Annotated in this window: 25 protein-coding genes; 18 read left to right on the top strand and 7 right to left on the bottom strand. The window is 63.8% G+C overall.

The window, feature by feature from the left end; translation table 11 throughout:
• The first annotated feature begins 53 nt into the window (after positions 1-53).
• Both JQ558_RS10790 and JQ558_RS10785 read left to right on the top strand, forming a co-directional pair.
• Positions 54-992 (top strand): LysR substrate-binding domain-containing protein, encoded by a 939-nt coding sequence (locus JQ558_RS10790; RefSeq protein ID WP_212293615.1) that lies wholly within the window; start codon positions 54-56, stop codon positions 990-992.
• A gap of 273 nt (positions 993-1,265) precedes the next feature.
• Positions 1,266-1,862: a glutathione S-transferase family protein gene (locus JQ558_RS10785; RefSeq protein WP_212210005.1), complete on the top strand. Its 597-nt coding sequence runs from the start codon at positions 1,266-1,268 to the stop codon at positions 1,860-1,862.
• Between the two features lie 111 nt (positions 1,863-1,973).
• Here JQ558_RS10785 and fabB read toward each other — a convergent pair whose 3' ends face one another.
• Both fabB and fabA read right to left on the bottom strand, forming a co-directional pair.
• Positions 1,974-3,197 (bottom strand): beta-ketoacyl-ACP synthase I, encoded by a 1,224-nt coding sequence (fabB, locus tag JQ558_RS10780; protein ID WP_212210006.1) that lies wholly within the window; start codon positions 3,195-3,197, stop codon positions 1,974-1,976.
• A 79-nt stretch (positions 3,198-3,276) separates the two neighbouring features.
• A complete protein-coding gene (fabA, locus tag JQ558_RS10775) occupies positions 3,277-3,804 on the bottom strand; it encodes a 3-hydroxyacyl-[acyl-carrier-protein] dehydratase FabA (RefSeq protein WP_192736260.1) in 528 nt (175 codons plus the stop codon).
• Positions 3,805-4,187: 383 nt separating this feature from the next.
• On the opposite strand from fabA, the gene irrA reads away from it, so the two are divergent.
• Complete coding sequence (gene irrA / locus JQ558_RS10770) at positions 4,188-4,643, top strand: iron response transcriptional regulator IrrA (RefSeq protein ID WP_283813786.1); 456 nt, start codon at positions 4,188-4,190, stop codon at positions 4,641-4,643.
• 149 nt (positions 4,644-4,792) lie between these two features.
• Here the strand turns inward: irrA and JQ558_RS10765 are convergent, their stop codons facing one another.
• Positions 4,793-5,320 carry an SH3 domain-containing protein gene (locus JQ558_RS10765; protein ID WP_212210007.1) on the bottom strand — a complete coding sequence of 176 codons (528 nt, stop codon included), beginning with the start codon at positions 5,318-5,320 and terminating at the stop codon, positions 4,793-4,795.
• A gap of 428 nt (positions 5,321-5,748) precedes the next feature.
• On the opposite strand from JQ558_RS10765, the gene JQ558_RS10760 reads away from it, so the two are divergent.
• From JQ558_RS10760 to JQ558_RS10750, 3 genes are all read left to right on the top strand, one after another.
• A complete protein-coding gene (locus JQ558_RS10760; protein ID WP_212293614.1) occupies positions 5,749-6,750 on the top strand; it encodes a D-glycerate dehydrogenase in 1,002 nt (333 codons plus the stop codon).
• A 20-nt stretch (positions 6,751-6,770) separates the two neighbouring features.
• Positions 6,771-7,442 carry a uridine kinase gene (locus tag JQ558_RS10755; RefSeq protein WP_212276793.1) on the top strand — a complete coding sequence of 224 codons (672 nt, stop codon included), beginning with the start codon at positions 6,771-6,773 and terminating at the stop codon, positions 7,440-7,442.
• A gap of 136 nt (positions 7,443-7,578) precedes the next feature.
• Positions 7,579-7,725 carry a bacteriocin gene (locus JQ558_RS10750; protein ID WP_212210010.1) on the top strand — a complete coding sequence of 49 codons (147 nt, stop codon included), beginning with the start codon at positions 7,579-7,581 and terminating at the stop codon, positions 7,723-7,725.
• Positions 7,726-7,857: 132 nt separating this feature from the next.
• On the opposite strand, the gene JQ558_RS10745 is transcribed toward JQ558_RS10750, so the two are convergent.
• On the bottom strand, positions 7,858-8,778 hold the full coding sequence (locus JQ558_RS10745) for a LysR family transcriptional regulator (protein WP_212293613.1): 921 nt from the start codon (positions 8,776-8,778) through the stop codon (positions 7,858-7,860).
• A 121-nt stretch (positions 8,779-8,899) separates the two neighbouring features.
• Between JQ558_RS10745 and JQ558_RS10740 the strand changes: the two genes are divergently transcribed.
• From JQ558_RS10740 to JQ558_RS10730, 3 genes are all read left to right on the top strand, one after another.
• Positions 8,900-9,901, top strand: a complete 1,002-nt coding sequence (locus JQ558_RS10740) for an aldo/keto reductase (RefSeq protein WP_212293612.1) — start codon at positions 8,900-8,902, stop codon at positions 9,899-9,901.
• A 146-nt stretch (positions 9,902-10,047) separates the two neighbouring features.
• Positions 10,048-10,260 (top strand): hypothetical protein, encoded by a 213-nt coding sequence (locus JQ558_RS10735; RefSeq protein WP_192736254.1) that lies wholly within the window; start codon positions 10,048-10,050, stop codon positions 10,258-10,260.
• 117 nt (positions 10,261-10,377) lie between these two features.
• A complete protein-coding gene (locus tag JQ558_RS10730; RefSeq protein ID WP_192736253.1) occupies positions 10,378-10,812 on the top strand; it encodes a hypothetical protein in 435 nt (144 codons plus the stop codon).
• 19 nt (positions 10,813-10,831) lie between these two features.
• On the opposite strand, the gene JQ558_RS10725 is transcribed toward JQ558_RS10730, so the two are convergent.
• Positions 10,832-11,632: a molybdopterin-synthase adenylyltransferase MoeB gene (locus tag JQ558_RS10725; protein ID WP_212276797.1), complete on the bottom strand. Its 801-nt coding sequence runs from the start codon at positions 11,630-11,632 to the stop codon at positions 10,832-10,834.
• A 138-nt stretch (positions 11,633-11,770) separates the two neighbouring features.
• Between JQ558_RS10725 and JQ558_RS10720 the strand changes: the two genes are divergently transcribed.
• Positions 11,771-13,144, top strand: coding sequence for a serine protease (locus JQ558_RS10720; RefSeq protein ID WP_212293611.1), 1,374 nt, complete (start codon positions 11,771-11,773; stop codon positions 13,142-13,144).
• A 7-nt stretch (positions 13,145-13,151) separates the two neighbouring features.
• On the opposite strand, the gene ggt is transcribed toward JQ558_RS10720, so the two are convergent.
• Both ggt and mutM read right to left on the bottom strand, forming a co-directional pair.
• Entirely contained in the window at positions 13,152-14,828 is a 1,677-nt protein-coding gene (ggt, locus tag JQ558_RS10715) for a gamma-glutamyltransferase (RefSeq protein WP_212210014.1), read from the bottom strand.
• Positions 14,829-14,877: 49 nt separating this feature from the next.
• Positions 14,878-15,762: a bifunctional DNA-formamidopyrimidine glycosylase/DNA-(apurinic or apyrimidinic site) lyase gene (gene mutM, locus JQ558_RS10710; protein ID WP_212293610.1), complete on the bottom strand. Its 885-nt coding sequence runs from the start codon at positions 15,760-15,762 to the stop codon at positions 14,878-14,880.
• Between the two features lie 79 nt (positions 15,763-15,841).
• Between mutM and ubiE the strand changes: the two genes are divergently transcribed.
• The 8 genes from ubiE to JQ558_RS10670 all read left to right on the top strand — a co-directional run bounded on the left by ubiE (position 15,842) and on the right by JQ558_RS10670 (position 25,596).
• On the top strand, positions 15,842-16,603 hold the full coding sequence (ubiE, locus tag JQ558_RS10705) for a bifunctional demethylmenaquinone methyltransferase/2-methoxy-6-polyprenyl-1,4-benzoquinol methylase UbiE (RefSeq protein WP_212293609.1): 762 nt from the start codon (positions 15,842-15,844) through the stop codon (positions 16,601-16,603).
• On the top strand, positions 16,600-18,174 hold the full coding sequence (gene ubiB / locus JQ558_RS10700; protein WP_212210037.1) for a 2-polyprenylphenol 6-hydroxylase: 1,575 nt from the start codon (positions 16,600-16,602) through the stop codon (positions 18,172-18,174). Before ubiE ends, ubiB begins: the two co-directional genes overlap by 4 nt.
• Positions 18,175-18,229: 55 nt before the next feature.
• Entirely contained in the window at positions 18,230-19,693 is a 1,464-nt protein-coding gene (gene coaBC / locus JQ558_RS10695) for a bifunctional phosphopantothenoylcysteine decarboxylase/phosphopantothenate--cysteine ligase CoaBC (RefSeq protein WP_212210017.1), read from the top strand.
• Positions 19,690-20,148 carry a dUTP diphosphatase gene (gene dut, locus JQ558_RS10690; protein WP_212293608.1) on the top strand — a complete coding sequence of 153 codons (459 nt, stop codon included), beginning with the start codon at positions 19,690-19,692 and terminating at the stop codon, positions 20,146-20,148. The genes coaBC and dut overlap by 4 nt, the downstream gene beginning before the upstream one ends.
• A 151-nt stretch (positions 20,149-20,299) precedes the next feature.
• Entirely contained in the window at positions 20,300-22,819 is a 2,520-nt protein-coding gene (locus JQ558_RS10685; protein WP_212276802.1) for a PAS domain-containing sensor histidine kinase, read from the top strand.
• A complete protein-coding gene (gene tsaE, locus JQ558_RS10680) occupies positions 22,816-24,333 on the top strand; it encodes a tRNA (adenosine(37)-N6)-threonylcarbamoyltransferase complex ATPase subunit type 1 TsaE (protein WP_212293607.1) in 1,518 nt (505 codons plus the stop codon). Before JQ558_RS10685 ends, tsaE begins: the two co-directional genes overlap by 4 nt.
• A gap of 89 nt (positions 24,334-24,422) precedes the next feature.
• Complete coding sequence (locus JQ558_RS10675; protein WP_212032028.1) at positions 24,423-24,749, top strand: PilZ domain-containing protein; 327 nt, start codon at positions 24,423-24,425, stop codon at positions 24,747-24,749.
• A gap of 124 nt (positions 24,750-24,873) precedes the next feature.
• Positions 24,874-25,596, top strand: a complete 723-nt coding sequence (locus JQ558_RS10670) for a nucleotidyltransferase family protein (protein WP_212210022.1) — start codon at positions 24,874-24,876, stop codon at positions 25,594-25,596.
• Positions 25,597-25,713 lie beyond the last annotated feature (117 nt).

Genomic DNA, 25,713 nt, shown 5'->3' with positions numbered 1-25,713 from the left:
CGCTTTCCATCAGTGGAAGTTGATTTTAATGATCGAACCGATAAGATATTCTGATGATCCAGATGACGCTGAGGCAGCTTCGTTATTTTGATGCGCTGGCCCGTCACGGCCATTTCGGGCGCGCGGCGGAAGCCTGTTCGATCTCGCAACCGGCGCTGTCGATGCAAATCAAGGAAATGGAGCAAGCGCTCGGCGGCGCGCTGCTGGAACGAAGCGCGCGACAGATCACGCTGACGAAATTCGGCGAGGAGATCGTCCAGCGTGTCCGCGAAATCCTGCGCTCGGTCGATGAACTCGGCGATTTCGCGCGCGCGGCACAGGACCGGCTTGCCGGCCGGCTGCGCATCGGCATGATCCCAACCATCGCGCCCTATCTGTTGCCGAAAGTGATCGAGAACCTCGCGCGCATGCATCCGGAACTCGACATCCACGTGCGCGAGACGCTGACGCCGAAGCTGATCAAGGAAGTGACCGAAGGCCGGCTCGATACGGCGATCGTGGCATTGCCGGTATCGGAGCCGTCGCTGACCGAGGTCGCCTGCTTTTCCGAGAACTTCCTCTTGGTGCGGCCGGGCGAGGACGAGGGCACGCCGGTGCCGAGCCACGAGACGCTGCGGGAGATGCGGCTGTTGCTGCTCGAAGAGGGACATTGTTTCCGCGACCAGGCGCTGTCGTTCTGCAACATGCAGTCGCCGCCGCGCGAGGTGCTGGATGCAAGCTCGCTGTCCACGCTCGTGCAGATGGTCGGCGCCGGCATCGGCGTCACCCTGATTCCGGAAATGGCGGTCACGGTGGAAACCCGCTCGGCACAGGTCTCGGTCGCGCGGTTCTCTAATCCGCAACCGTCGCGGACCATCGGCATGGTGTGGCGCAAGACAAGCCCGCTGGCCGCACAGCTCCAGCAAATCTCGGAAGTGGTGTGCCTCGCCGCCGACGCCCTGCGCGAACAGCGCAAGGCGAAACCCCGGCCGCGAACATCGCGGGCGCGATAACGAAGGCCTCACAGCCGCGCCTTATTTCTTGCTAGCCAAATATTTGCCAGCCATGCCTCCTGGTGCCCAACTACCCCAAAGACAATTGAGCAGGGTGGCAGCTGGCTCTCCGCGATTCGCTCGGGATCGCCGGCCAGTCGACCGCACGAAATAAAGTTGACCAATATATCGCTTGACGTTGAACCGTTCGTCCTAGGCGTAGTGCGTTGCCAATTCGCGTCAGACGCGCAATGAAGGTGGCATTGTCCGCCTCCGCCGATGAAAGGTTCCGCCATGATGCAGCTTTATTGGTCGCCCCGCTCGCGTTCGTTTTCCTCGCTGTGGCTGTTCGAAGAAACCGGGCAACCCTATGAACGCGTGCTGACGGACATCTCGACCGGCGCACAGCGTAAGCTCGAATACCTGGCGATCAATCCGATGGGCAAGGTGCCGGCGCTCCGGGATGGCGAGGCCACGCTTGCCGAAGCCGCCGCGATCGCGGCCTATGTCGCCGAGCGCTATCCGGAAGCGAAGCTGGCGCCGCCGCTCGGAGATCCGCTGCGCGCAAAGTATCTCTACTGGCTGTTCTTCAGCCCCGGTTGTATCGAACCTGCGATCGTGCAGCTCGCGACCAAGATCGAAATGAATCCGGTCGCGGCCGGCTGGGGCGATTCGCAACGCGTGATCGACGTGCTCGACAATGCGCTGGAGAAAGGTCCATGGATCCTCGGCGACAATTTTTCCGCAGCCGACATCATCATTGGCTCCGGGCTGAATTTCGCCGTGCGGCTGTTCAAGATGGTGCCGTCACGGCCGTCGTTCGACGCCTATATCGATCGATGCGCGGCCCGCCCGGCATTTCAGCGCGCAGAGAAAATCGCGGCTGGATAGGCCCAACTGTCGTCACCCGCGAAAGCGGGCGACCCAGTATTCCAGAGATATCAGTAATTGAATCGAGAAGCCGCGGCGTACTGGATGACCCGCTTTCGCGGGGCATGACAATCACGCATCCATGCGCTTGAACACCAGCGTGGCGTTGGTGCCGCCGAAACCGAACGAGTTCGACAGCACGGTGCCGAGCTTGGCGTTGTCGATGCGCTTGCGCACGATCGGCATGTCGGCAAACACCGGGTCGAGCTCGGTGATGTTGGCGCTCTCGCAGACAAAACCGTTGTTCATCATCAGCAGCGAATAGATCGCTTCCTGAACGCCGGTGGCGCCGAGCGAATGGCCGGTCAGCGCCTTGGTCGCCGAGATCGGCGGGCATTTTTCGCCGGTGCCGAACACCTTGCGGATCGCCTCGATCTCGGGCGGATCGCCGGCGGGCGTCGAGGTGGCGTGCGGATTGATATAGTCGATCGGCGTCTTCACGGTCTCCATCGCCATCCGCATGCAGCGCTCGGCGCCTTCGCCCGAGGGCGCCACCATGTCGTAGCCGTCAGACGTCGCGCCATAGCCAACCACTTCGGCGTAGATGCGCGCGCCGCGCGCCTTGGCGTGTTCGAGCTCTTCCAGCACCACCACGCCGGCGCCGCCCGCAATGACGAAGCCGTCGCGGCTGACGTCATAGGGACGCGACGCGGTGGCGGGCGTGGCGTTGTATTTCGAGGACATCGCGCCCATGGCGTCGAACAGCACCGACAGCGACCAGTCGAGTTCCTCGCAGCCGCCGGCGAAGATCACATCCTGCTTGCCGATCTGGATCGTCTCATAGGCATTGCCGATGCAATGGTTGGAGGTCGCGCAGGCCGACGAGATCGAATAGTTCACGCCCTTGATCTTGAACCAGGTCGCCAGCGTGGCTGAGGCGGTCGACGACATCGCCTTCGGCACCGCGAACGGCCCCACGCGTTTGGGCCCTTTGGTCCGGGTGATATCGGCCGCTTCGACGATGGTGCGCGCGGACGGGCCGCCGGAGCCCATGATGATGCCGGTACGGACGTCGGAAACTTCGGTCGGGCTGAGACCGGCATCCTGGATCGCCTGCTCCATCGCGATGTGATTCCACGCCGCGCCCTCGCCGAGGAAGCGCATCGCGCGCCGGTCGATGACATCGGCGGGATTGAGGGACGGAGCGCCCTGCACCTGCGATCGGAAGCCGAGCTCGGCGTATTTTTCCGAGCGCGTGATCCCGGATTTCGCCTCATGAAGGCTCGCAAGCACTTCCTGGGTGTTATTTCCGATGGATGAGACGATGCCCATCCCCGTGATGACAACCCGCCTCATGATCGCCTCGTCCTGTCGTTTGCGTTTTGTGTGATAGCCGCCATCAAACCGAATGCCGCCTCATTGGAGAGCGGGTAACTTACGCTCCCGGCAATGCGGCACCCTGCTTTAACAGCCCCACCCTCAGATCCTTCGCGCGATAGATAATCTCGCCGTCGGCCGAAAGCCAGCCGTCGGCGATACCCAGCCAGAGCTTTAAACGCATCACACGCTTGATATCGACGTTGTACACAATCTTGCGGACGTTCGGCATCACTTGACCGGAGAACTTCAGTTCGCCGAGGCCCAACGCCCGGCCGCGGCCCTCGCCGCCAGTCCAGCCGAGATAAAAGCCGACCATCTGCCACAGCGCGTCGAGGCCGAGACAGCCCGGCATCACCGGATCGCCTTTGAAATGGCAGCCGAAGAACCAGAGATCCGGGTTCACGTCGAGTTCGGCGCGAACGATGCCCTTGCCGTATTCCCCGCCGGTTTCGGAAATTTCGGTGATGCGATCGAACATCAGCATCGGCGGCAGCGGCAATTGCGCATTTCCCGGGCCGAATAGTTCGCCACGGCCGCACGCCAGCAAATCCTCGTATTCGTAACCGCCGCGGCGATCCAGCATCGTTTCAGCCTCTCTCAGATGTCCCGATGAGCGCTTTCGAGCGAACCGGACCGGTTTCCCGCGGAAGACTGTCTGTTCCCGCAAATTGGCGCTACTTAGGGTGCCACCGGCAAATGTCCCTGCCGAATATGCATATGTGGTCCGCGCGCTCTGTAACATAGGCATTGGCGGGCGGCAAAGCACTGGATACGGGCTAAAAACACCATATCCCATCGTGGGTTCCGCCTTAACCTTGGGATCGTTCTAGTTGCGAAAAACTTGCATCTAAAGGATTTCCTTTTATATTGGGCAAGAATATTGCCCAAGTTTGTCAGCGTGGTACCGAAGTGGAAATGAACGACCAGGTCTCGACTGTGAACGACGACGCCGCTGACTTAGCTGCGATGGATCCGGCCGCCCGTGCCGCCGGACATCAACCGGCGTTGACCGGCTGTCCCTGGCATGACGTCAATGAAATGCTGCAAGCTGCCGGCCTGCGGCCGACCCGCCAGCGCATGGCGCTCGGCTGGCTGCTGTTCGGCAAGGGCGCGCGGCATCTGACCGCTGAAATGCTGTACGAGGAAGCGACGCTGGCCAAGGTGCCGGTCTCGCTCGCCACCGTCTACAACACGCTCAACCAGCTCACCGATGCCGGCCTGCTGCGCCAGGTCAGCGTTGACGGCACCAAGACCTATTTCGACACCAACGTGACGGCGCATCACCACTTCTATCTCGAGAACAATCACGAGCTGGTCGACATTCCCGATCCGCATCTGGTGCTGTCGCGGATGCCCGACGTGCCCGAAGGCTACGAGATCGCCCGCGTCGACATGGTCGTGCGGCTGCGCAAGAAGCGCTAACTGTCGTCCCGGCGAAGGCCGGGACCCATAACCACAAATGTTTGTTGTTGAGGGAAGGCGTCTGGTTGAGTGCTTTATCGAGGGGCCGCGGCGTATGGGTCCCGGCCTTCGCCGGGACGACATAAGAGTTTATTGCTCGACGCCTTAACTCAATCCACCTTCTCGTCGGCGTAGACGCCCCACAGCCGCTGCTGTTCGATCCAGCCGTCAAATCCGTTGCCGATCACGCGGCACCAGCCGGCGGCGCATTTCTTGACTTGGGCGACGACGCCGGCCTGCAGGCGCGCGGCGACCGCGCTGGACGGATCGGCGCGATCGTAGAGTGGCGCGAGTTCGTCCTTGGTCTTCATGGTGACGACGGCGGTGCGGCGGCCCGACAGCAGGGAGTGATAGACCCAGCCCTCGGCGCCTTCGGAATCGCGCACCCGGCGCCAGTTCTCGAATTCAGCGGTTATTTCGACCGGCAGGCCGGAGCGGGTGTAGACCCAGGCGACGTCATTGTCCTTGGTCGGACCGGCTCTGACATTCACATGATCGGATTTGAGGCTGACATAACGCGGCAGCGGGAGGCCGCTGGTGGTAGAGCCCGCTTCCTTGGCTGAAAAACCTGTGCTGACCGACGCACCCAGCATGCACCCTGCCAGCACTGCCATCGAACAGAAACGCCCCAACGCCATCAACTCGTCTCCTCCCGAAAACCTCAACTCGAATTCTTCGAGTTGAAACAATCCACTCAACGCCCGAAACCCAAGACCCTTAAGCCCAAGACCCTTAGACTTGAGTCCCCCATTGCCCGCCTTGGTCGCAACTCGGATTGTCGTTCCCGAGGGGTTCTTGTCTTGGCCCGGCCTTCTGCTAGAGAGGACGGAACGCTTGAGAACCAGAACGGCCGAATTTCCCTGATTACCTTGACCCTTCCCTTGGCAACCCCGAGGTAAGGATCGGGGAACCCAGGGGAGCGCTAAGGAAACCCAAGGAAACGACCAGGTAGCCGTTCGAACCGCGCAGCGAGTGCAGTGTCGAACAACCAGGTTAATGAGGCCTCAACGGCGAAGCTTCTGACTCGTCAAAGGTTGGGCGAGCCATTGCCTCATGAGAGCAGGACATGTCGGTTAAGAAAAAGCCTCTCGTCGTCGTCACCCGCAAACTCCCGGACTCGATCGAGACCCGGATGCGCGAACTGTTTGACGCGCGGTTAAATCTCGACGATACGCCGATGACGCCGGAACAGATCGCCGAGGCGGTCCGTACCGCCGACGTGCTGGTGCCGACCGTGACCGACCTGGTCAACGAGGAAATCCTCAAGCAGCCCGACTGCAAGCTGCGGATGATCGCCAATTTCGGCAATGGCGTCGACAATATCGACGTCACGGCGGCGCATGCGCGCGGCATCACCGTGACCAACACGCCGAAGGTTTTGACCGAAGACACCGCCGACATGACCATGGCACTGATTCTCGCGGTGCCGCGGCGGCTGATCGAGGGCGCCTCTATCCTCACCGACGGCAAGAACTGGCCGGGCTGGTCGCCGACCTGGATGCTCGGTCATCGCATCGGCGGCAAACGCCTCGGCATCATCGGCATGGGCCGCATCGGCCAGGCAGTGGCGCGCCGGGCGCGCGCCTTCGGCCTGCAGATCCACTATCACAACCGCCGCCCCGTCGCGCCCATGATCGCCGACGAATTGGGCGCGACCTATTGGGAAAGCCTCGACCAGATGCTGGCGCGGATGGACATCATCTCGGTGAACTGTCCGCACACCCCGGCGACATTCCACCTGCTGTCGGCGCGGCGCTTAAAACTGATCCGGAAAGAGGCCTATATCGTCAACACCGCGCGCGGCGAGGTGATCGACGAGGATACGCTGATCAAGCTGATCGAAGGTGGCGAGATCGGCGGCGCCGCCCTCGACGTCTATGAGCATGAGCCCGCCGTCAATCCAAAACTGGTTCGGCTGGCCAGGGCCGGCAAGGTCACGCTGCTGCCGCACATGGGCTCGGCCACGATCGAGGGCCGCGTCGAGATGGGCGAGAAGGTGATCATCAATATCAGGACCTTCCTCGACAACCACAAGCCGCCGGACCGCGTGCTGCCCAGCATGCTGTGAACCAACACAGCGAGGATGATGTGAGGGAAGCCCACGCATCCCTGCTGAACCGTCTCGCCGCCACCATCGTCGCACGGCATCCCACGCGGATTATCCGCGTCGCGATCGATGGTGTCGATGGCGCGGGCAAGACCACGCTGGCGGATGTGCTGGCGCCGCTCGTGGCAGCACAAAGCCGCCCGACGATCCGCGCCTCCGTCGACGATTTCCATCATCCCCGCGCCGTCCGTTATGCGCGGGGGCGGTACTCGCCGGATGGCTTTTATCTCGACTCATACGACTACGATTCATTTCGGACGTTGTTGCTCGATCCCTTGAGCCCCGGCGGCTCCGGTCGATACGTCGCAAGGCGTTTTGATCTCGACAACGACCGGCCGTTCGAGCCGGTCACGCAGCAAGCGTCGCCAACCGCCGCGCTGATCGTTGACGGCATCTTCCTGCACCGCCCCGAGCTTCGGGCCTATTGGGATCTCTCGATATTTCTGAAGGTCGACTTCAATGTTTCCGTGCCGCGCGGCGCGCAGCGCGGTGCGGATTTTGGCGCGTCCGATCCGGCTTCGCCGTCTAGCCAGCGCTATGTCGGCGGCCAGCAGCGATATCTGAGCGAGTGCGACCCGGAACAACGCGCCGCGATCGTAATCGGCTACAACGACCTGCGCGAGCCGCAGATATTGAAGTGGCCACCGGCTTAGCCCGTCGCCTGCTCGCCCGGACACGCCGTTTCAGCCTGTCACTTGGGGAACAGCGCTGTGGTCCGGTCTCAGGCATTCTCCAAATCACAGGAAACGAACGCGGTTGTCGCGCTCACCTGCCAAATGGAGAACTGCCATGAATACCCAGAATGCTCAGATCGATGTGCTTTCCGACGAAGAACTCACCGCCGTCTCGGGTGGCAAGGACCGGGTTCAAGTGACCAAGGAGCAGTATGAACAGATCCTCGAGGTCAAGTTCATGTTCGCCAGCCTGAAGAAGTAAGTCCGTAAGTCCGAATGCACTGAGCGGATTACCAAGACGCAGTCCTCCGCCTTGGAAAATACGAGTACGGCGGATCAGGCCTCATGGCCGGTCCGCCGGACTTGTAAAATACGTGACTCCCTCGCGCGGAAGCTACGCCGTCTTTTCTTTACGTCTCTCGCGCTTGCGCCATTCCCCGACAAACGAGACGAACGCGCCTAGCGCCGGCGGCGGCTGGCGGCGGCTCGGGTAGTACAGAAACGGTCCGGGAAACGGCGCGCACCAGTCGTCGAGCACGCTGACCAGCGCACCAGATTTGATGCCAAAGCGTACATAACCTTCAAACGTCAACCAGAAGCCGATCCCATCATGGACGGCGCGCAGCGCGAGGCCGAGATAGGTCGCGATCAGTTTTGCTGGCGGCGAAACCACCACGACACGCCCCGCCTTCTCGAATTCCCAATCCAGCATGGCGCCGCTGCCGAAGCGGGTGCGTATGCAGGCGTGATCGAGCAGGTCCTTTGGCTGCATCGGCTTGCCGTGCCGCGCCACATATTCCTTCGACGCCACCACCGCGTAGCGTTGCGGCGCCCCGAGCGAAACCGCAATCATGTCCTGCGCCAGATGCTCGCCGTAGCGCACGCCGGCGTCGAAACCGCCGGCGACGATATCGACGAATGCACTCTCGCCAACGATCTCCAGTTCAACTTGCGGATATTTTGCGAGGAACGGCGCGACCATCGGCGCCAGCACCAGATCGATCGCCGGCGGCGGCGCATTGATCCGCAAGCGCCCCGACGGCACGCCGCGCAGACCGCGCACCTGATCCAGCGCGTCGCCGACATCCGACATCGCCGGCCCGACCCGGGCCAGCAGCAGCTCGCCGGCTTCGGTTAGCGCAACACTGCGGGTGGTGCGGTTCATCAGGCGGACGCCAAGCCGCTCCTCCATGTCGCGTAGCCGCTGGCTGAGACTCGAGACGGAGACGCGCTGCTCGATCGCAGCGCGCCGGAAATTCCTGGTGCGCGCCACGGCGACGAACGCATCGAGATCGCGGAGGTCAAAATCCTGCATTGTTCGGTATACTGAACAAGCTATTAAGTATTGTCCAGCTTATCGCTGTAATCGCGATCGGCCATACCAGCCTCGTCAACCCGGCGCGGGAATCCCCGCCGCCAATACGAGGAGCACCACCATGGAACACCGCAAACTCGGCAAAACCGGCCCCGACGTCGCCACCATCGGACTCGGCTGCATGGGCATGTCGGACTTTTATGGTCCGGCCGACAGGGGCGAGAGCATCGCGACCATCCACGCCGCGCTCGACGCCGGCATCACCCTGATCGACACCGGTGATTTCTATGGCATGGGCCACAATGAAATGCTGATCCGCGAAGCGCTCGCCGGCCGCAACCGCGACGATGTGCAGATCAGCGTCAAGTTCGGCGCGCTACGCGATCCGGCGCGTGGCTTCATCGGCATCGACTGCCGCCCCGCAGCGGTGAAGAATTTCATCGCCTATTCGCTGCAGCGGCTCGGCGTCGATCACATCGACATCTACCGGCCGGCGCGGCTCGATCCGGCGGTGCCGATCGAAGACACGATCGGCGCGATCGCCGACATGATCAAGGCCGGCTATGTCAGGCATATCGGCCTGTCCGAGGTCGGCTCCGACACCATCCGCCGCGCCCATGCCGTGTATCCGATCGCCGATCTGCAGATCGAATATTCGCTGATCTCGCGCGGCATCGAGGCCGACATCCTGCCGACCTGCCGCGAACTCGGTATCGGCATCACGGCTTATGGCGTGCTGTCGCGCGGCCTGATCAGCGGACACTGGTCGAAAGATAAGTCCGGCGCGCAGGACTTCCGGCAGATGACCCCACGCTTCCAGGGCGCCAATCTCGACGCCAATCTGGCGTTGGTCGAGCCGCTGCGCGCGGTCGCCGCCGAACTCGGCGTATCGGTGGCGCAGGTCGCGATTTCCTGGGTCGCGGCGCAAGGCAATGACATCGTGCCGCTGGTCGGCGCCCGCCGCCGCGACCGCCTGACGGAGGCGCTCGGCGCGCTCGATGTGAGGCTTTCCGCGGCGCATCTGGACAAGCTCGCGAAGGCATTCCCGCCGGATGCAGCCGCCGGCACGCGTTATGCGGCGGAGCAAATGGCGCATCTGGACAGCGAGAAGAAGCGGGCCTGAACGCAACCGCACGAGTTCCTCGCGCCCCCACTCGCCGGCGCGCGAGGGTTCCGTGAGCAAAATCACGGTAACTCATCCAACCTGTCCCTAGCCTCCTGTAGCAGCCGAAGCGGATGGCCCCTTCGTCTCGCGACAGGAGAAGACAGATGAAGAAGTCCGACATTAACGCAGTCGAGCCTGCGAAGCCCGCGCTCGAAGCACCGGTTCAGCTCACCCCGGAACAGCTTGAAATCGTCGCAGCCGGTTTCAGGGCTGCGATCAACCGCGGATCGCTGGGCGATATCATCAAGGATATCACCATCTTCGGCAGATTTCCGACGCCGACGATGCCGGTACCCACAAAGACGGTTCTATTCTGAGTCGATCAAGAGACGAGATGGCGTTCGGCGCGTCGTGCGTCGGACGCCATCCCGGACGCCTTTTCATTTCAGGATAGACGCAGCTCACCCGGCACGCGCAGCGAGATAGAGGGATTCATGTCCAAGGATTTAAAGAAGCAGATCGACTGCCCGAGTTCGCAGGCGACCGACGAGGGCGCCCGAATCTTTGGCGTAATCACCGGTACGCCGGAGCAGCACCGGGTCGGATATCTCACCGAGACCGTGCCAATCTCCGAGCAGGTCCTTGCCCTTGCGGGAGATGCCAAGCCCACGGAACTGTTCCGCATCGCGGCACCCTGCGCGGGCGCCAGCGGCGGCTGCAAGCATTTCAAGGGCAACACCTGCAGTCTGGCCAAAAGGATCGTTGAAGGCGTCCCGGCTGTCGTGAACGCGCTTCCCGCCTGCGAGATTCGCCCCACCTGCCGCTGGTTCCGTCAGGAAGGCAAAGAGGCCTGCTTCCGTTGCCCGCAGGTCATGACGGACAAATCAAACGCGTCTGACTACGAGAAGCAGATTGCCGACATCGACTGACGGCGGATGCCGCCAGTCCTCACCGGTGCGCACTTAGATCAGTGATCGTGGGCGCATCACCATTGAGCGGGTTGGCCGGATCGCGCCGGTAGCGCAGGGTTTCGAACCGCATCGCGCGGGCGTCCACCATCACCAGCCGTCCGACCAGGCTGTCGCCGAAGCCGACGATCTCGCGAATCGCCTCCAGCGCCATCATCGATCCCAGCATGCCCGCGAGCGCGCCCATCACGCCGGCCTCGGCGCAGGCCGGCACCGTGCCCGGCGGCGGCGCCTCTGGAAACAGACAGCGATAGGTCGGATTGAACTCGCCGTCAGCGCCCCGTTCATGAGCCCGGATCGTGGTCAGCGACCCGTCGAACTGGCCGAGCGCCGCCGTGATCAGCGGCTTGGCCGCGAGGAAGCAGGCGTCGGAAACAAGATAGCGGGTTTCGAAATTATCTGACCCGTCGAGCACCAGATCATAACCGCCGATCAGCGACATCGCGTTGCCAGCATCGAGGCGCACCGCATGCGCCTCGAAGTTGACATGCGGGTTGAGCGCGTCGATCTGCTGCGCGGCACTATCGACCTTGCGCTTGCCGATATCGGGCGTCGTGTGGATGATCTGGCGCTGCAGGTTGGACAGCGAGACAATATCGTCGTCGACCACGCCGAGCGTGCCGATGCCGGCGGCGGCGAGATACATCAGGACCGGGGCGCCGAGACCGCCGGCGCCGATCACCAGCACGGACGCCTCCTTCAGGGCGGTCTGGCCGGGGCCGCCGACCTCGCGCAGCACGATGTGGCGGGCATAGCGTTCGAGTTCGTCGGCGGTCAGCATCGTCGATCTATTCCCATGCGCCGTTCCGTGAACCGGAGCGCGGTTGTTGCTGACCAAGCAGATGTGCTTAATTGACCCGAGGTCAATGATCGCTCCAATATTCCCTCCCGATTCCCTCAGTCTTCCTTGGGATTTGTCATGAGATCGGTGTTTTCAGCAACATTGATGGTCTCGGCCGCCATTTTCGCGAGCTTGGGATCGTCAGCTCAGGCCCAGTTGACGCCGCCGTCGACGGCCGGCGCCAAGCCGAAGCCGGTCACGACGGTGCCGATCCGGCCCGCGCTGCAAAAGCCCGAGGAGACCGCCAACGCGATGTCGCAGGCCGAACGACTGGCGCTGCAATCCGACCTCGCCTGGGTTGGCCAGTACAATGGCGCGATCACCGGCGATGTCAGCGAGCGCATGGTCAAGGCGATCAAGGAATTCCAGAAGAGCCGCGGGGCCAAGGAGACCGGCGTGCTCAATCCGCAGGAGCGCGGCAGCCTCGCCGACACCGCCAGGAAGCGACAGGAAAATGTCGGCTGGAAGATCGTCACCGATCCCCTCACCGGCGTGCGGCTCGGCATTCCCTCCAAGCTGGTGCCGCAGCAGGCCAGCGATGCCAACGGCACCAAATGGACGTCACCGACCGGAACCATTCAGATTCAACTGGCGCGGCGCAAGGAAGCGACCCCCACCACGGCCAAGCTCGCCGAGCTGGAAAAGAAGGAAGCCCAGCGCAAGATCGATTACACGGTGGTGAAGCCGGACTTCTTCGTGCTGTCCGGCCTGCAAGGCCTGAAGAAGTTCTATGTGCGCGGCACCTTCAAGGGCGATGAGGTCCGCATCCTCACCATCCTCTACGACCAGGCCACGGAAAACACCGTGGAGCCAGTGGTGATCGCGATGTCGAGCGCGTTCAACGCGTTTCCAACCGGCCCGCAGGTCGCAGCCCCCCCGCCGCGCAAGACCGTGGAATATGGCACCGGCGTCGTGGTCAGCGACGACGGCGCGATCATCGCCGACCGCCAGATCACCGACGGCTGCGTCGCGGTCACGATCGCCGGCTTCGGCAATGCCGACCGTGTGGCCGAGGACAAGGAGCACGATCTCGCTTTGCTGCGCATCTATGGCGCGCGCGGACTGAAGCCGCTCAATCTCGCCAACGCCGCCTCGAAGACGGCGCTCGACCTGACCGGCATTGCCGATCCACAGAACCAGGGCGGCGGCGGTGCCGTCAGCAGCGTCAAGGCCTCGGTCGCGCAACTTGGCGGCAGCAGCGACGTAGCGTTGTCGCCGCCGCCCGCGCTCGGCTTTTCCGGCGCGGCCGCGCTCGACGGCGACGGCAAATTCGCCGGAATCGCGCTGCTGAAGCCGGTGGTCGTCGCAGGGCCGGCGAACGGCGCCGCACAGGCGGTGCTGGTGACATCAGATGCCGTGCGCGATTTCCTCAAGGCCAATGGCGTCACCGGCGCCAGCGGATCACCGGACGCAAAAGCATCCGTGGTGCGCGTGATCTGCGTGAGGAAGTAAACCTAATTTACGCCAGCCCGAACCTCACACCGGCGCGCGCGAGGCCGCCCGCGATGCCGATCGGTGTGCCGTCGGCTCGCCAGCAGGCTGCGCCCGACATCCGGCCGTCGTCATGAAACTGGATTGCGTTCATGCCACCGGCCACCGTCGGCACCGCCTGCACTCGGTGACCCATGGCTGTGAGTTTGGCGCGAACGCTTTCCGGCACCGCCGATTCCACCTCAAGCGCATTGCCCTCGGTCCAGACCCGCGGCGCCTCGACGGCTTCCTGCAGGCTCATGCCATGGTCGATCAGATTGATCAGCGCCTGCATCGCGCTCGGAAAGATCCGCTTTCCGCCGGGCAGGCCGAGCGCATAGACCAGCTTGCCGTCGCGCAGTGCCATCATTGGCGACATCGAGGTGGTGACGCGCTTGCCCGGCGCCAGCGACAGCGCATGACCGGGCCGGGGATCGTAGAGGTTCATGTAATTGTTCGGCACGGCGCCAAGACCGGGGATCATGATCTTGGCGCCGAACAGATTGTTGATGGTCTGCGTGGTCGCGACCACGTTGCCACACGCATCCGCCGCCGTCATATGCGTGGTGTGCGCGCCTTCGAGCTGCGCGACACGGGCGCTCCATGGCTGCGCGCGGTCCGCATCGACCGCGCGGCGGCGCTCCGCGGCATAGGCCTTCGACGTCAGCCGTTCCACCGGTACGTTGACGAAATCCGGATCGCCGCTCGCCGCTGCGCGGTCGGCGAATGCGATCTTCAGCACTTCGGCGAGGTAGTGGATCGTTTCCGCCGAGCCGAACCCAAGTCGGGCGATATCGTAGCCTTCGAGAATGTTGAGCATCTGCGCGATGTGCACGCCGGAGGCCGCGGGCGGCGGTGGTCCCATAATTTGCCAGCCGCGATAGTCGGCGCGGATTGGCTGGCGCTCGACGGTCCTGTAGGTGGTGAGGTCTTCACGGCTGATGAAGCCGCCGTTCGCCTTCATGTAATCGACCAGGATATCGCCGAGCGGCCCCTGATACAGCGCCGCTGCGCCATGCTGCGAAATGTACGTCAGCGTTTCCGCATATTCCGATTGCACCACCCGCTCGCCGGGTTTCAGCGGCGTCCCCTTCGGCAGAAAAACCGCCGAAATCGCCTTGTCCTTCAGCATCTCAGCCGCGCTGTCGCTGATGCATTCGTGCAGATAGGGCGTCGCGGCATAGCCCCGCGCGGCGTGCTTGATTGCCGGCTGCATCACATCGGCAAGGCTCATGGTGCCGAATCGTTGCAGCGTCTCGCACCAGGCCTTCAGCGAGCCCGGCGTTGCGACCGCTTTCGGGCCGTTGAGGTTTTCGCTGCCGACGGTATCGAACACGTCATGCGCCGAACCCGGCTTTGATCTGTAGGTGTCGGGACGAACCGAAAGCGGCACGGAACTCTGGCCATCGATGAAGCGATGGCTGCCATCCGCAAGCCTGATATGCGCCATGCCGCCGCCGATGATGCCGACCATCATCGGCTCGACCACCGTCAGCGTGAACAGCGTCGCAATCGCCGCATCGATGGCGTTGCCGCCGGCCGCCAGCATCTCGGCTCCCGCGCTCGAGGCCAGCGGATGATTGCTCACCACCATGCCGCGGCTGGAAGTCGCCGGCTGCTTCTGACATTGAAAAGTGGTGGCCGCGCGATCCCGCCAGTTAGTCATGGTGTTTCCTGTTTCTTTGTTGTTGTACGGCAGGGGCGCGTGGCGCGTTTTACTTCTGGCATTTCGGGCACCAGAAGGTCGAGCGGCCGTTCTGGACGAAGCGCCGCACGATGCCGCCGCAGCGCGCGGTCTGGCATTTCTCGCCTTCGCGGTCATAGACCTGGAACGAGTGCTGGAAATAACCGAGCTCGCCTGAGGTCTGGCGATGGTCGCTGATCGAGGAACCACCGGCCTTGATCGCCTGGTTCAAGACATCGTGGATCGAGCCGACCAGGCGCTTGGCGTGTTCGGTCGGTTCGGCCTTCTTCGTCGCCAGGGTCGCCGCGAGCCGGCGCGGCGACAGATGGGCGCGATAGAGCGCTTCGCAGACATAGATGTTGCCAAGTCCCGCCACCACGCGCTGGTCGAGCAAAGCGGCCTTCAGGCTGGTCTTCTTGTTGTGGCAGGATTGCGCCAGCATCAACGCGTCAAATTCATTGCCGAGCGGTTCGGGACCGAGCCCTTTCAGCAGCGGCTCATCCTCCAGCGCGTTGCGGGCGATAATCTTCATGTAACCGAAGCGGCGCGGGTCGTTGAACACGACAGAGGCGCCCGATGACATGTGGAACACGACATGATCATGGGCGCGGTCTTCGCTGCGCGGGAGATGGAATTGGCCAAGTGTATTCTTGCTGCCGCCGTTTTCCAGCACGCGAAACGAGCCGGACATGCCCAGGTGCATCAGCAGCACGTCGCCCGAGGTCAGGTCCGCCATCAGATATTTGGCGCGGCGGCCAAGGCCGGTCACGGTCTGGCCCTCCAGCCGCGCGATAAAGTCTTTTTGAAAGGGAAACCGCAGATCTTTCCGCCGGGCTTCCGCCTTGACGATTTTGGCCCCCTCCATGGCGGGTTGCAGGCCGCGGCGGACGGTCTCAACTTCGGGTAATTCAGGCATGCAGGTATTCACCTTATGAAGGTGACGTGATAGCGCCATTGCGGCGGGCGCGCTATGGTCAGGCCATGGAGATAAGTTGATGGATCGGCCGGACCAAACGACGCATTTTGGCTTCAGGGACGTCCCCCTTGGGGACAAGCAGACGCTGGTGAACGACGTGTTTCACAGCGTGGCGTCGCGCTATGATTTGATGAACGATCTGATGTCGGCGGGCCTGCACCGGGCCTGGAAAGGCATCATGATCAACAAGCTCAATCCGCCGAAGGGCGATGCGCCGTTCGCGCTGCTGGATGTTGCCGGCGGCACCGGCGACATCGCGTTCCGCGCCGCCAAGGCGGCAGGCACGGGCTTCCACGCCACGGTCTGCGACATCAATACCGAGATGCTCGGCGTCGGCCGCAACCGTGCATTGGCGCGGCATCTCGACCAGCAGGTTTCGTTCGTCGAGGGCAATGCCGAGGCGCTGGAATTTCCGGATCGCACGTTCGACGCCTATACGATCGCGTTCGGCATCCGCAACGTGCCGCGGATCGATGCCGCGCTGAAGGAAGCCTATCGCGTGCTCAGACCCGGCAGCAGATTCCTGTGCCTGGAATTCTCCACCGTCGATGTGCCCGGGCTCGACCGGCTCTATGACTTTTTCTCGTTCAAGGTGATCCCGCCGCTCGGCCGCGCCGTGACCGGCGACGCCGAGTCCTACCAATACCTCGTTGAATCGATCCGGAAATTTCCGAGACCCAACGCCTTTGCCGAGATGATCAGCGCCGCCGGCTTTTCGCGGGTGAAATGGGAAAGCCTGTCCGGCGGTATCGTGGCGCTGCATTCGGGCTGGCGTTTGTGATTTCTGCGGCGACCCACATCGCGCGGCTCGTCCGCGCCGGCTTTGTGTTCGCACGCGAGGGCGTGTTCGGCGTGGTCGATCCGAGCCTGGTGCCGCCACCCGGGCAACTTGCGCTCAAACTGGCGCGGATCATCGAGCGGCCCGGCGCCAAATCCGGCCCGCGGCTGTCGCGGGCGCTGACCCGGCTTGGTCCCGCCTATCTCAAGCTCGGACAATTTCTCGCAACACGGCCCGACGTGGTCGGCGTCGCGATGGCGCGCGACCTGGAAGCCTTGCAAGACCGGCTGCCGCCGTTTTCACAGATCGAGGCCGAGGCCGTCATTGCGACATCGCTGGAACGCCCTGTGGCGCAGGCGTTTGCGAGCCTCGGGCCGTCGGTCGCCGCAGCTTCGATCGCGCAGGTGCATCGCGGCGAAGTCGCACGCGATGGCGTTCGTAAATCGGTCGCTGTCAAGGTGCTACGCCCCAATGTCGCCATGCGTTTTCGCCGCGACCTCGCTGATTTCTTCTTTGTCGCGCACAATGCCGAAGCGCATTCGGCTGAAGCGCGCCGGCTGCGGCTGATCGAGGTCATCAACACGATGTCGCGTTCGGTCGCGATGGAGATGGACTTGCGGCTGGAAGCGGCCGCGATGTCCGAGATGGCGGAAAATACGCGCGACGATCCGGATTTCCGCGTGCCGGCCGTGGATTGGGACCGCACCACCCACAACGTGCTGACGATGGAGTGGATCGACGGCATCGCGCTCAACGACCACGCGCGCCTCGCACAAGCGCAGGTCGACCTGCCCGATCTCGGGCGCAAGGTGATCCAGAGTTTCCTGCGCCACGCGCTGCGCGACGGCTTCTTCCATGCCGACATGCACCCCGGTAATCTGTTCCTGGATGACACCGGCCGGCTGGTCGCCGTCGATTTCGGCATCATGGGCCGGCTTGGCCCGAAGGAGCGGCGCTTCCTCGCCGAAATTCTTCTGGGCTTCATCACACGCGACTATCGCCGCGTCGCCGAGGTGCATTTCGAGGCCGGCTATGTGCCGGGCCATCACTCGGTGGAGAATTTCGCGCAGGCGATCCGCGCCATCGGCGAGCCGATCCACAACCGCATCGCCGAAGACATCTCGATGGCGAAGCTCCTGACCTTGCTGCTCGAGGTCACCGGGCTGTTCGACATGCAGACCCGCCCCGAACTGATCCTGCTGCAAAAGACCATGGTGGTGGTCGAAGGGGTGGCGCGCGGTTTCGATCCCAAGCTCGATATCTGGACGGTCGCCGATCCCGTGGTGCGCGAATGGATCGAGCGCAATCTCGGACCCATAGGCCGCATCCAGGGCGCGGTGTCCGGCGCGGGCGATCTTGGCCGCGTGCTGACGGGCCTGCCGGCCATCGCCACGCGCTCGGTGGCGGTGCTGGAGCAACTGGAGAAGATGACCCGGGAGGGCGTCACGCTGTCGCCGGAGACGATTGCGGCGCTGGGCAGGGCCGAGGGGCGCAAGAGCCGCTGGCGCACCGTGGCGCTCTGGATCATCGCGGCGACCTTCATCGGGATTCTAGTGGCCGTCCGGCAAATATGATTGCAATGCATGCATCCTATGCTAGCATTGACATCATGCCTGCCTGGAGCGACCCATGGCCAGCCTCACCATCCGAAAGCTCGACGACGCCGTAAAGGCCTATTTGCGGCTGCGATCCGCCGGCAACGGCCGTTCCGTGGAAGAGGAAGTCCGGGTCATCCTGGGCGAACTCATCCAGGGCCGCCCCGATTTTCCCGGCTCGCCGTCTGCCTCCATGGCGTCGCCTGCGGAAGCCTCCGCGCGCGCGCCGGCGATCGCCGATGCGGCCAATCAGGCCAGCGTCACGCTGATCATCGGTGGCGGCATCGCCGCCTTCAAATCGCTCGAACTGATCCGGCGGCTGAAGGAGCGGCGCATCGAGGTGCGCTGCGTGCTGACCAAGGCGGCGCAGCAATTCGTCACGCCGCTGTCGGCGAGCGCGCTGTCGCATGAGCGCGTCTATACCGACCTGTTCGACCCCGGCAGCGAATTCGACGCCGGTCACATCCGCCTGGCGCGTGAATGCGATCTGATCGTGGTCGCACCGGCGACGGCCGACCTGATGGCGAAGATGGCGCATGGCCATGCCGACGATCTCGCCAGCGCTATCCTGCTGGCTGCCGACAAGCCGATCCTGCTGGCGCCGGCGATGAACCCCTTGATGTGGAACAACGCCGCCACCCGCCGTAACGTGCTGCAGCTGCGGCGCGACGGGGTCACCATGATCGGCCCCAATGCCGGCGAGATGGCCGAAACCAACGAGGCCGGCGTCGGACGGATGTCCGAGGCCGTGGAAATTGCCGCTGCCGCCGTAGACATCCTGCGCCCGCCGCGCCCGCGTCCGCTATTGGGAAAACGCGTGCTGATAACAGCGGGCCCGACCCATGAGCCGATCGATCCGGTGCGCTATATCGCCAACCGCTCGTCGGGCAAGCAGGGGTTTGCGATCGCCGCCGCGGCGCAGGCCGCGGGCGCCGACGTGACGCTGGTGTCCGGCCCGGTAGACTTGCGCGATCCCGCAGGCGTGACGGTGATCCGGGTCGAATCGGCGCGCGACATGCTGCATCGGGTCGAGGCCGCATTGCCGGCGGATATCGCGATCTTCGCCGCTGCCGTGGCCGACTGGCGCGTCGCCAATGAGGGCGAGCAGAAATTGAAGAAGACATCGGCCGGCATGCCGCCGCTGCAGCTGGTCGAAAATCCCGACATCCTGGCTACGATTTCAAAAATGAAGGACAAGCGGCCGCCGCTGGTGATCGGCTTCGCCGCCGAGACCGAGCATCTGATCGAAAACGCAAAGGCCAAGATCGCGCGCAAAGGCTGCGACTGGATCGTCGCCAATGACGTGTCGCCGGCAACCGGCGTGATGGGCGGCGACCGCAACACCGTGCACCTGCTGCAGCGCGCCGGCAAAGAAATCGGCGCCGGTAACATTGCAGTGGACAATATTGAAGTGGACTCCTGGCCGGTCATGACGAAAGAACAGGTCGCGACCGAACTGGTGGCGCGGATCGCAAAATCACTGGAGAAGAATTCGTGAGCGCATCGGTCAAGGTCGACATCATGCAATTGCCGCACGCCGAGGGCCTCGCGCTGCCGGCCTATCAGAGCGCGGACGCCGCGGGGCTGGATCTGCTGGCGGCGGTGCCGGCGGAAACGCCGCTGATCCTCACCCCGGGCAAATATGCGATGGTGCCCACCGGCCTTGCCATCGCATTGCCCAGGGGATTTGAGGCGCAGGTGCGGCCGCGCTCGGGGCTGGCGGCAAAGCACGGCGTCACCGTCCTCAATACGCCCGGCACGGTGGATGCGGATTATCGCGGCGAGATCAACGTGATCCTGATCAACCATGGCGAGGCGCCGTTCCCGATCCGGCGCGGCGAACGCATCGCGCAGATGGTGATCGCGCCGGTCACGCAGGCGCAACTGGTCCAGGTCGAGACGCTATCGACCACCGACCGCGGCGCTGGCGGATTTGGATCGACCGGACGCTGAGCGCGAGCGTTATCCGCCCATTTTTGCACAGCCAGATTCACGTTCACGGTCTGGACTCTTACCCACGGAGTCACGTTGGGGATACTCTCACTCGATTCGTGCACGGCGGGGGTTAGCGCCGGGCCTGAAGTCGTGCGTTCTGGGGCAAATCATGTCGGGCGTAGTCGCGGCGATGCGTCGAAACCTGCTGTCGTGCACCTCACTGGCACGTCACGGCATGATTGCGCTCGCCTCTGCTTTATCCATCGTATCGGAACCGGCCTTGGCCGGCGATTTGCCGCTCTCCGAGGTGATTTCGGCCTGGCTCGACCTCAATCAGCAGGAATTCGCGGTACTGACCACGGCATTGTCGCTGCTCGGCTTTACCGTCGTGGCGGCGATCCTGCTGATGCGCACCCGCGTCAAGGCGACCCGCACCGAGGTCCGCCTGCGCCAGGACATCGCCGATCTGCAGGTGCAGGCCGACCGCTTGCGGGCGCTGCTGTTCGCCGAGCCGCAAGTTCTGATCTCCTGGGCCGCAGGCGACAGCCGGCCCCAGATCAGCGGTGACACCGCGCTGTTGATCTCGCAGGAAGCGTTGCAAAATTCACCGCAGCGGATCCTCGCCTTTGGAACCTGGTTGCCCCCGGAACCGGCGCTGCAGATGGACCATGCCGTCGATGCGTTGCGCGAGGCCGGGGAAGGCTTTCTGCTCAACCTCTCGACCTCGAACGGCCGCGCGATCGAGGCGATGGGCCGCGCCATCGGTGGCCAAGCCGTTGTTCGGATTCGCGAACTTGGCGGGTTGCGCCGCGAACTCGCCGAATCCAACCTGCGCTACAAGACGCTGCAGGAAGAGACCGAGCTGCTGCGTGACTTCGCCGCGGCTGCGCCCTGGCCGATCTGGGCCAAGAGCCCCGAGGGCAATCTGCGCTACGCCAATACGGCCTATGTGCGAGCGACCGAAGGAACCAGCGTCGCCGATGTCGTCCGTCGCAACCTCGAACTTTTGGAAACCGACCAGCGCACCGACATGAGCCGGACCTTGAACGACAGTTCCAGCTTCAGCGCGCGGCTGCCGATCGTCGTCAGCGGCGAACGACGGATCTATGACGTGCAGGCCTTGAAGCTTGGCGGCGGCAGCGCCGGCATCGCGATCGACGCCAGCGAGGCGACCCAGCTGCGCGCCGCGCTGCAGCGGATGGTGGAGGCGCATCGCCGTACCCTCGACCAATTGTCGTCGGGGGTTGCGGTATTCGACGCCCAGCGCCGGCTCGCCTTCTACAACGAATCCTACCGCCGGCTGTGGGGCCTCGATCAGACCTTCCTCGACGGCCAGCCCGACGATTCCAGTGTGCTCGACCGGCTGCGCGCCACGCGCAAACTCCCGGAGCAGCCGGACTTCCGGGCCTGGAAAGCCAAGCTGCACGAGGCCTATCGCGCGGTCGAGCCGGAGACCTACACCTGGTTCCTGCCCGACGGCCGCGCGGTCAGCGTCGTCACCACGCCGAACCTCGAAGGCGGCGTCACCTATTTGTTCGACAATGTCACCGAAAGCCTCGATCTGGCGCGGCGGTTCGACGGGCTGACGAGGGTGCAGCACGAGACGCTCAGCAATCTCGCCGAAGCGGTCGCGGTGTTCGGCAGCAATGGCCGGGTGGAACTGTTCAATCCCGCTTTCGCCAAGATCTGGAAGCTGTCGGAAGAGCAGCTGCGCGAGCAGCCCCACATCGAGACCGTGGAAACCTGGTGCAAGCCGCTGTTCGATGACGCCCTGACCTGGCGCGCATTGCGCGAGGCGATTACCGCGATCGGCAACCGGGCGCAGGTGGCGCTGAAGCTCGAGCGCAAGGACGGCAGCGTGCTGACCTGCATGACCATGCCGCTGCCGGACGGCGCCACCATGCTGACCTTCCAGGACATCACCGACACCGAGAATGTCGAGCGCGCGCTGCGCGAACGCAACGAGGCGCTCGAGACCGCCGACCAGATGAAGGTCGATTTCGTCCACCACGTGTCCTACGAGCTGCGCGCCCCGCTCACCACCATCATCGGCTTCGCGCACTTCCTGAGCGATCCCTCGACCGGTCCGCTGACGCCAAAGCAGGCCGAGTATCTCGACTACGTCACCAAATCCACCAACGCGCTGCTGGCGCTGACCAACAACATCCTCGATCTCGCCACCATCGACGCCGGCGCCATGAAGCTCGAGCTCGGCCCGGTCAACATCGCCAAAGCCATCGAGCAGGCCAGAGAAGGCATTCAGGACCGGCTCGCCACCGACCGCATCGAACTCAGGGTCGACATCGATCCCAGCATCGGCGACTTCACCGGCGACGAACGCCGCGTGGTGCAGGTGCTCTATAATCTGCTCGCCAATGCCGTCGGCTTCTCGCCGCATGATGCAACCGTCAGCATCAGCGCGCGGCGCAACGAGCATCGCGTCATCTTCACCGTCACAGATTCCGGTCCGGGTATCCCGCCCGACGTCAAGGACAAGGTGTTCGACTGGTTCGAGAGCCATTCCAACGGCTCGCGGCACCGCGGCGCAGGGCTTGGTCTGTCGCTGGTGCGCTCCTTTGTCGAACTGCACGGCGGCAAGGTGCGGGTCGATTCGGAGCTCGGCAAGGGCACGACGGTCACGTGCGACTTTCCGATCGACCAGAACGCCCACCGCAACGCCGCCGAATGACCGTATCAGCGACATTCTCGGTGGCGCTCGCGAACGAGACCGCGACCGCGCAACTGATGGCCGATCTTGCGTTGCTGGTTGGCCCGGGCGATGTGATCACGCTGTCGGGCGATCTCGGCGCCGGCAAGACATCCGCGGCGCGGGCGATGATCCGCTACCTCGCCAGCGACGAGACGCTGGAAGTGCCGAGCCCGACATTCACGCTGGCGCAAAGCTATGACCAGCCGTTTCCGATCGTTCATGCCGATCTCTATCGCATCAACGATGCGAGCGAGTTGGAGGAAATCGGCCTGTCGCCGCTGCCTGAGGGCGCGCTGGCGCTGATCGAATGGCCGGAGCGCGCAGCCGACGCGCTGCCGGACGACCGCATCGACATCGCCTTCAGCCATCGTCCCGCGCTCGGATCCAGCGCGCGCGCCGCCGAGTTTACCGGCTATGGCAAGGCGGCGGCGCAGGTCGAAAGGCTCAAGGCGCTGCGCCAGTTCCTCGATACCTCAGGCTTTATGGGAGCGCAGCGCGAGCGCATGCCGGGCGATGCCTCGACGCGCTCCTATGCGCGACTGCATCTGGACGGCACCGCCATCCTGATGAATTCGCCGAAGCGGCCGGACGGCCCGGCGATCTATGACGGAAAGTCCTATAGCGCCGCCGTGCATCTGGCCGAAGACGTCAAGCCGTTCGTCGCCATCGCCAACGGCTTGCGCGAACGCGGCTTCTCGGCGCCGGCTATCCGCCATCAGGACCTCGATGCCGGTTTCCTGATCACCGAGGATTTCGGCCACGCCGGCATCGTCGAAGGCGATCCGCCGCAGCCGATCGTGGAGCGCTACGAGGCCGCGACCGACATGCTGGCGGCGCTGCATCGCGAGCCGCTGCCGGACATCCTGCTGCTGACCTTGCAATCGACCCACGCCATTCCCGTATTCGACACCGAAGCGTGGCTGGTCGAGATGGGGCTGATGCTCGAATGGTACATGCCCGATCGCGGCGTCGAGCCAAGCCAGAAGCTGCGCGACGAATTCGTCGCGATGTGGCGGGACCTCTTGAAGAAACCGTCGGCCGCGCCACGAACCTGGGTGATCCGGGACTTCCATTCCCCCAACATCATCTGGCTCGATGATCGTTCCGGAATCCTGCGGGTCGGCATCATCGATTTCCAGGACGCCGTACTGGGACCTGCCGCCTATGACCTGGTGTCGCTGCTGCAGGACGCGCGGATCGACGTGCCCGAGGCGCTTGAGCTGACGCTGCTGACCCGCTACATCAAGGCGCGCCGCGCCGCCGACAGCAATTTCGATCCGGCCAGCTTCGCCGAGCTCTACGCCATCATGTCGGCGCAGCGGAATACCCGCCTGCTCGGCACGTTCGCGCGGCTCAACGGGCGCGACGGCAAGCCGCAATATCTGCGCCATCAGCCGCGGATCTGGACCTATCTTACTCGTTCATTGGCCCACCCGGCTTTGGCCGGCTTTCGCGAATGGTACGCCGCCAACGTGCCGCCGCCGGTCGCCTGATTTACCACTTGTTAGCCAACCCGGCTCTAATCTGGCGAAGCCTATGCTCCGTGCGTGCGAGCGGCTGCTTCAAATCCGGGAATACGGCGATGGCGACATCAGAACGGCGCAAGGGAGATCGCGTCACATTCGAGCGCGGTTATCCGGCGCATATGATGGGCATCGACGGCACCTGGCGGCGCGAATGCGTGATGGAAGACGTCTCCGAGACCGGCGCCAAGCTGACGGTGGAAGGCTCCGTCGAGGGTCTGCACCTGAAGGAATTCTTCCTGCTGCTGTCGTCCACGGGACTGGCCTACCGCCGCTGCGAACTGGCCTGGGTCAATGGCGACCAGATCGGCGTCAATTTCCTGAAGCAGGGCGACAAGAAGAAAAAGGCGGCCGGCAAGCGCGGCGCGGAGACCGCCGAAGCATGAGTCCCGCCGCGCCAGCGTCGTCTTACGGCCGTCATCTGCAATGACTATGGCCTCACAGTCGCTGGATCAGCCGAATCACCGTGATATGATCCGAAGCGCTGATCCGTTTCGAGAAATTCCATAAATGTCCGTCACGCCAAAGAAAGCCATGGTCCTCGCCGCCGGTCTCGGCCTGCGGATGCGCCCGTTGACCGATCACATGCCAAAGCCGCTGGTGCGCGTGATGGGCCAGCCGCTGCTCGATCACGTGCTGGACAAGCTGGCTGCCGCCGGCGTCAGCGAAGCCGTGGTCAACGTGCATTACCTGCCCGACCAGATCATCGAGCACACCGCCTCCCGGACCCGCCCCCGCATTACCATCTCCGATGAACGCGATCAGGTGCTCGGCACCGGCGGCGCCGTCGTGAAGGCCCTGCCCTTGCTCGGCAACGAGCCGTTCTTCCATCTCAACGCCGACACCATGTGGATCGACGGCGTGCGGCCCAATCTGACGCGGCTGGCCGAGACCTTCGATCCCGCGCGCATGGATATACTGCTGTTGATGGCGCCGACCACCAGCAGCATCGGTTACAGCGGCCGCGGCGATTACTCGATGCTGCCGGACGGCGCGCTGCGCAAGCGGCGTGAACATCAGGTGGTACCGTTCGTCTACGCCGGCGCCGCGATCATGTCGCCGTCGCTGTTTGCAGGTGCGCCCGCGGGCGAGTTCTCGCTGACGAAATTGTTCGACCAGGCCAATGAGCAGGAGCGGCTCTTCGGCCTGCGGCTCGACGGCGTCTGGATGCATGTCGGAACCCCCGACGCGGTGCAGGCCGCGGAAGAGGCGTATCTGGAGAGCGTGGCGTAACTCACCCTCGTCGTCCCGGCGAAGGCCGGGACCCATAACCACAAGCTTTTGTGGTTATGCGAGGCGGTCGCATCCACTTTCGGCAAATCGATAGGCCGCGGCGTATGGTCCCGGCCT

It is taken from the genome of Bradyrhizobium sp. AUGA SZCCT0160 (genome assembly GCF_018130105.1).
Classification (GTDB): Bacteria; Pseudomonadota; Alphaproteobacteria; order Rhizobiales; family Xanthobacteraceae; genus Bradyrhizobium.
The sequence above is the reverse complement of the archived record's forward strand: the minus strand, read 5'-3'. Positions and strand labels throughout refer to the sequence as shown.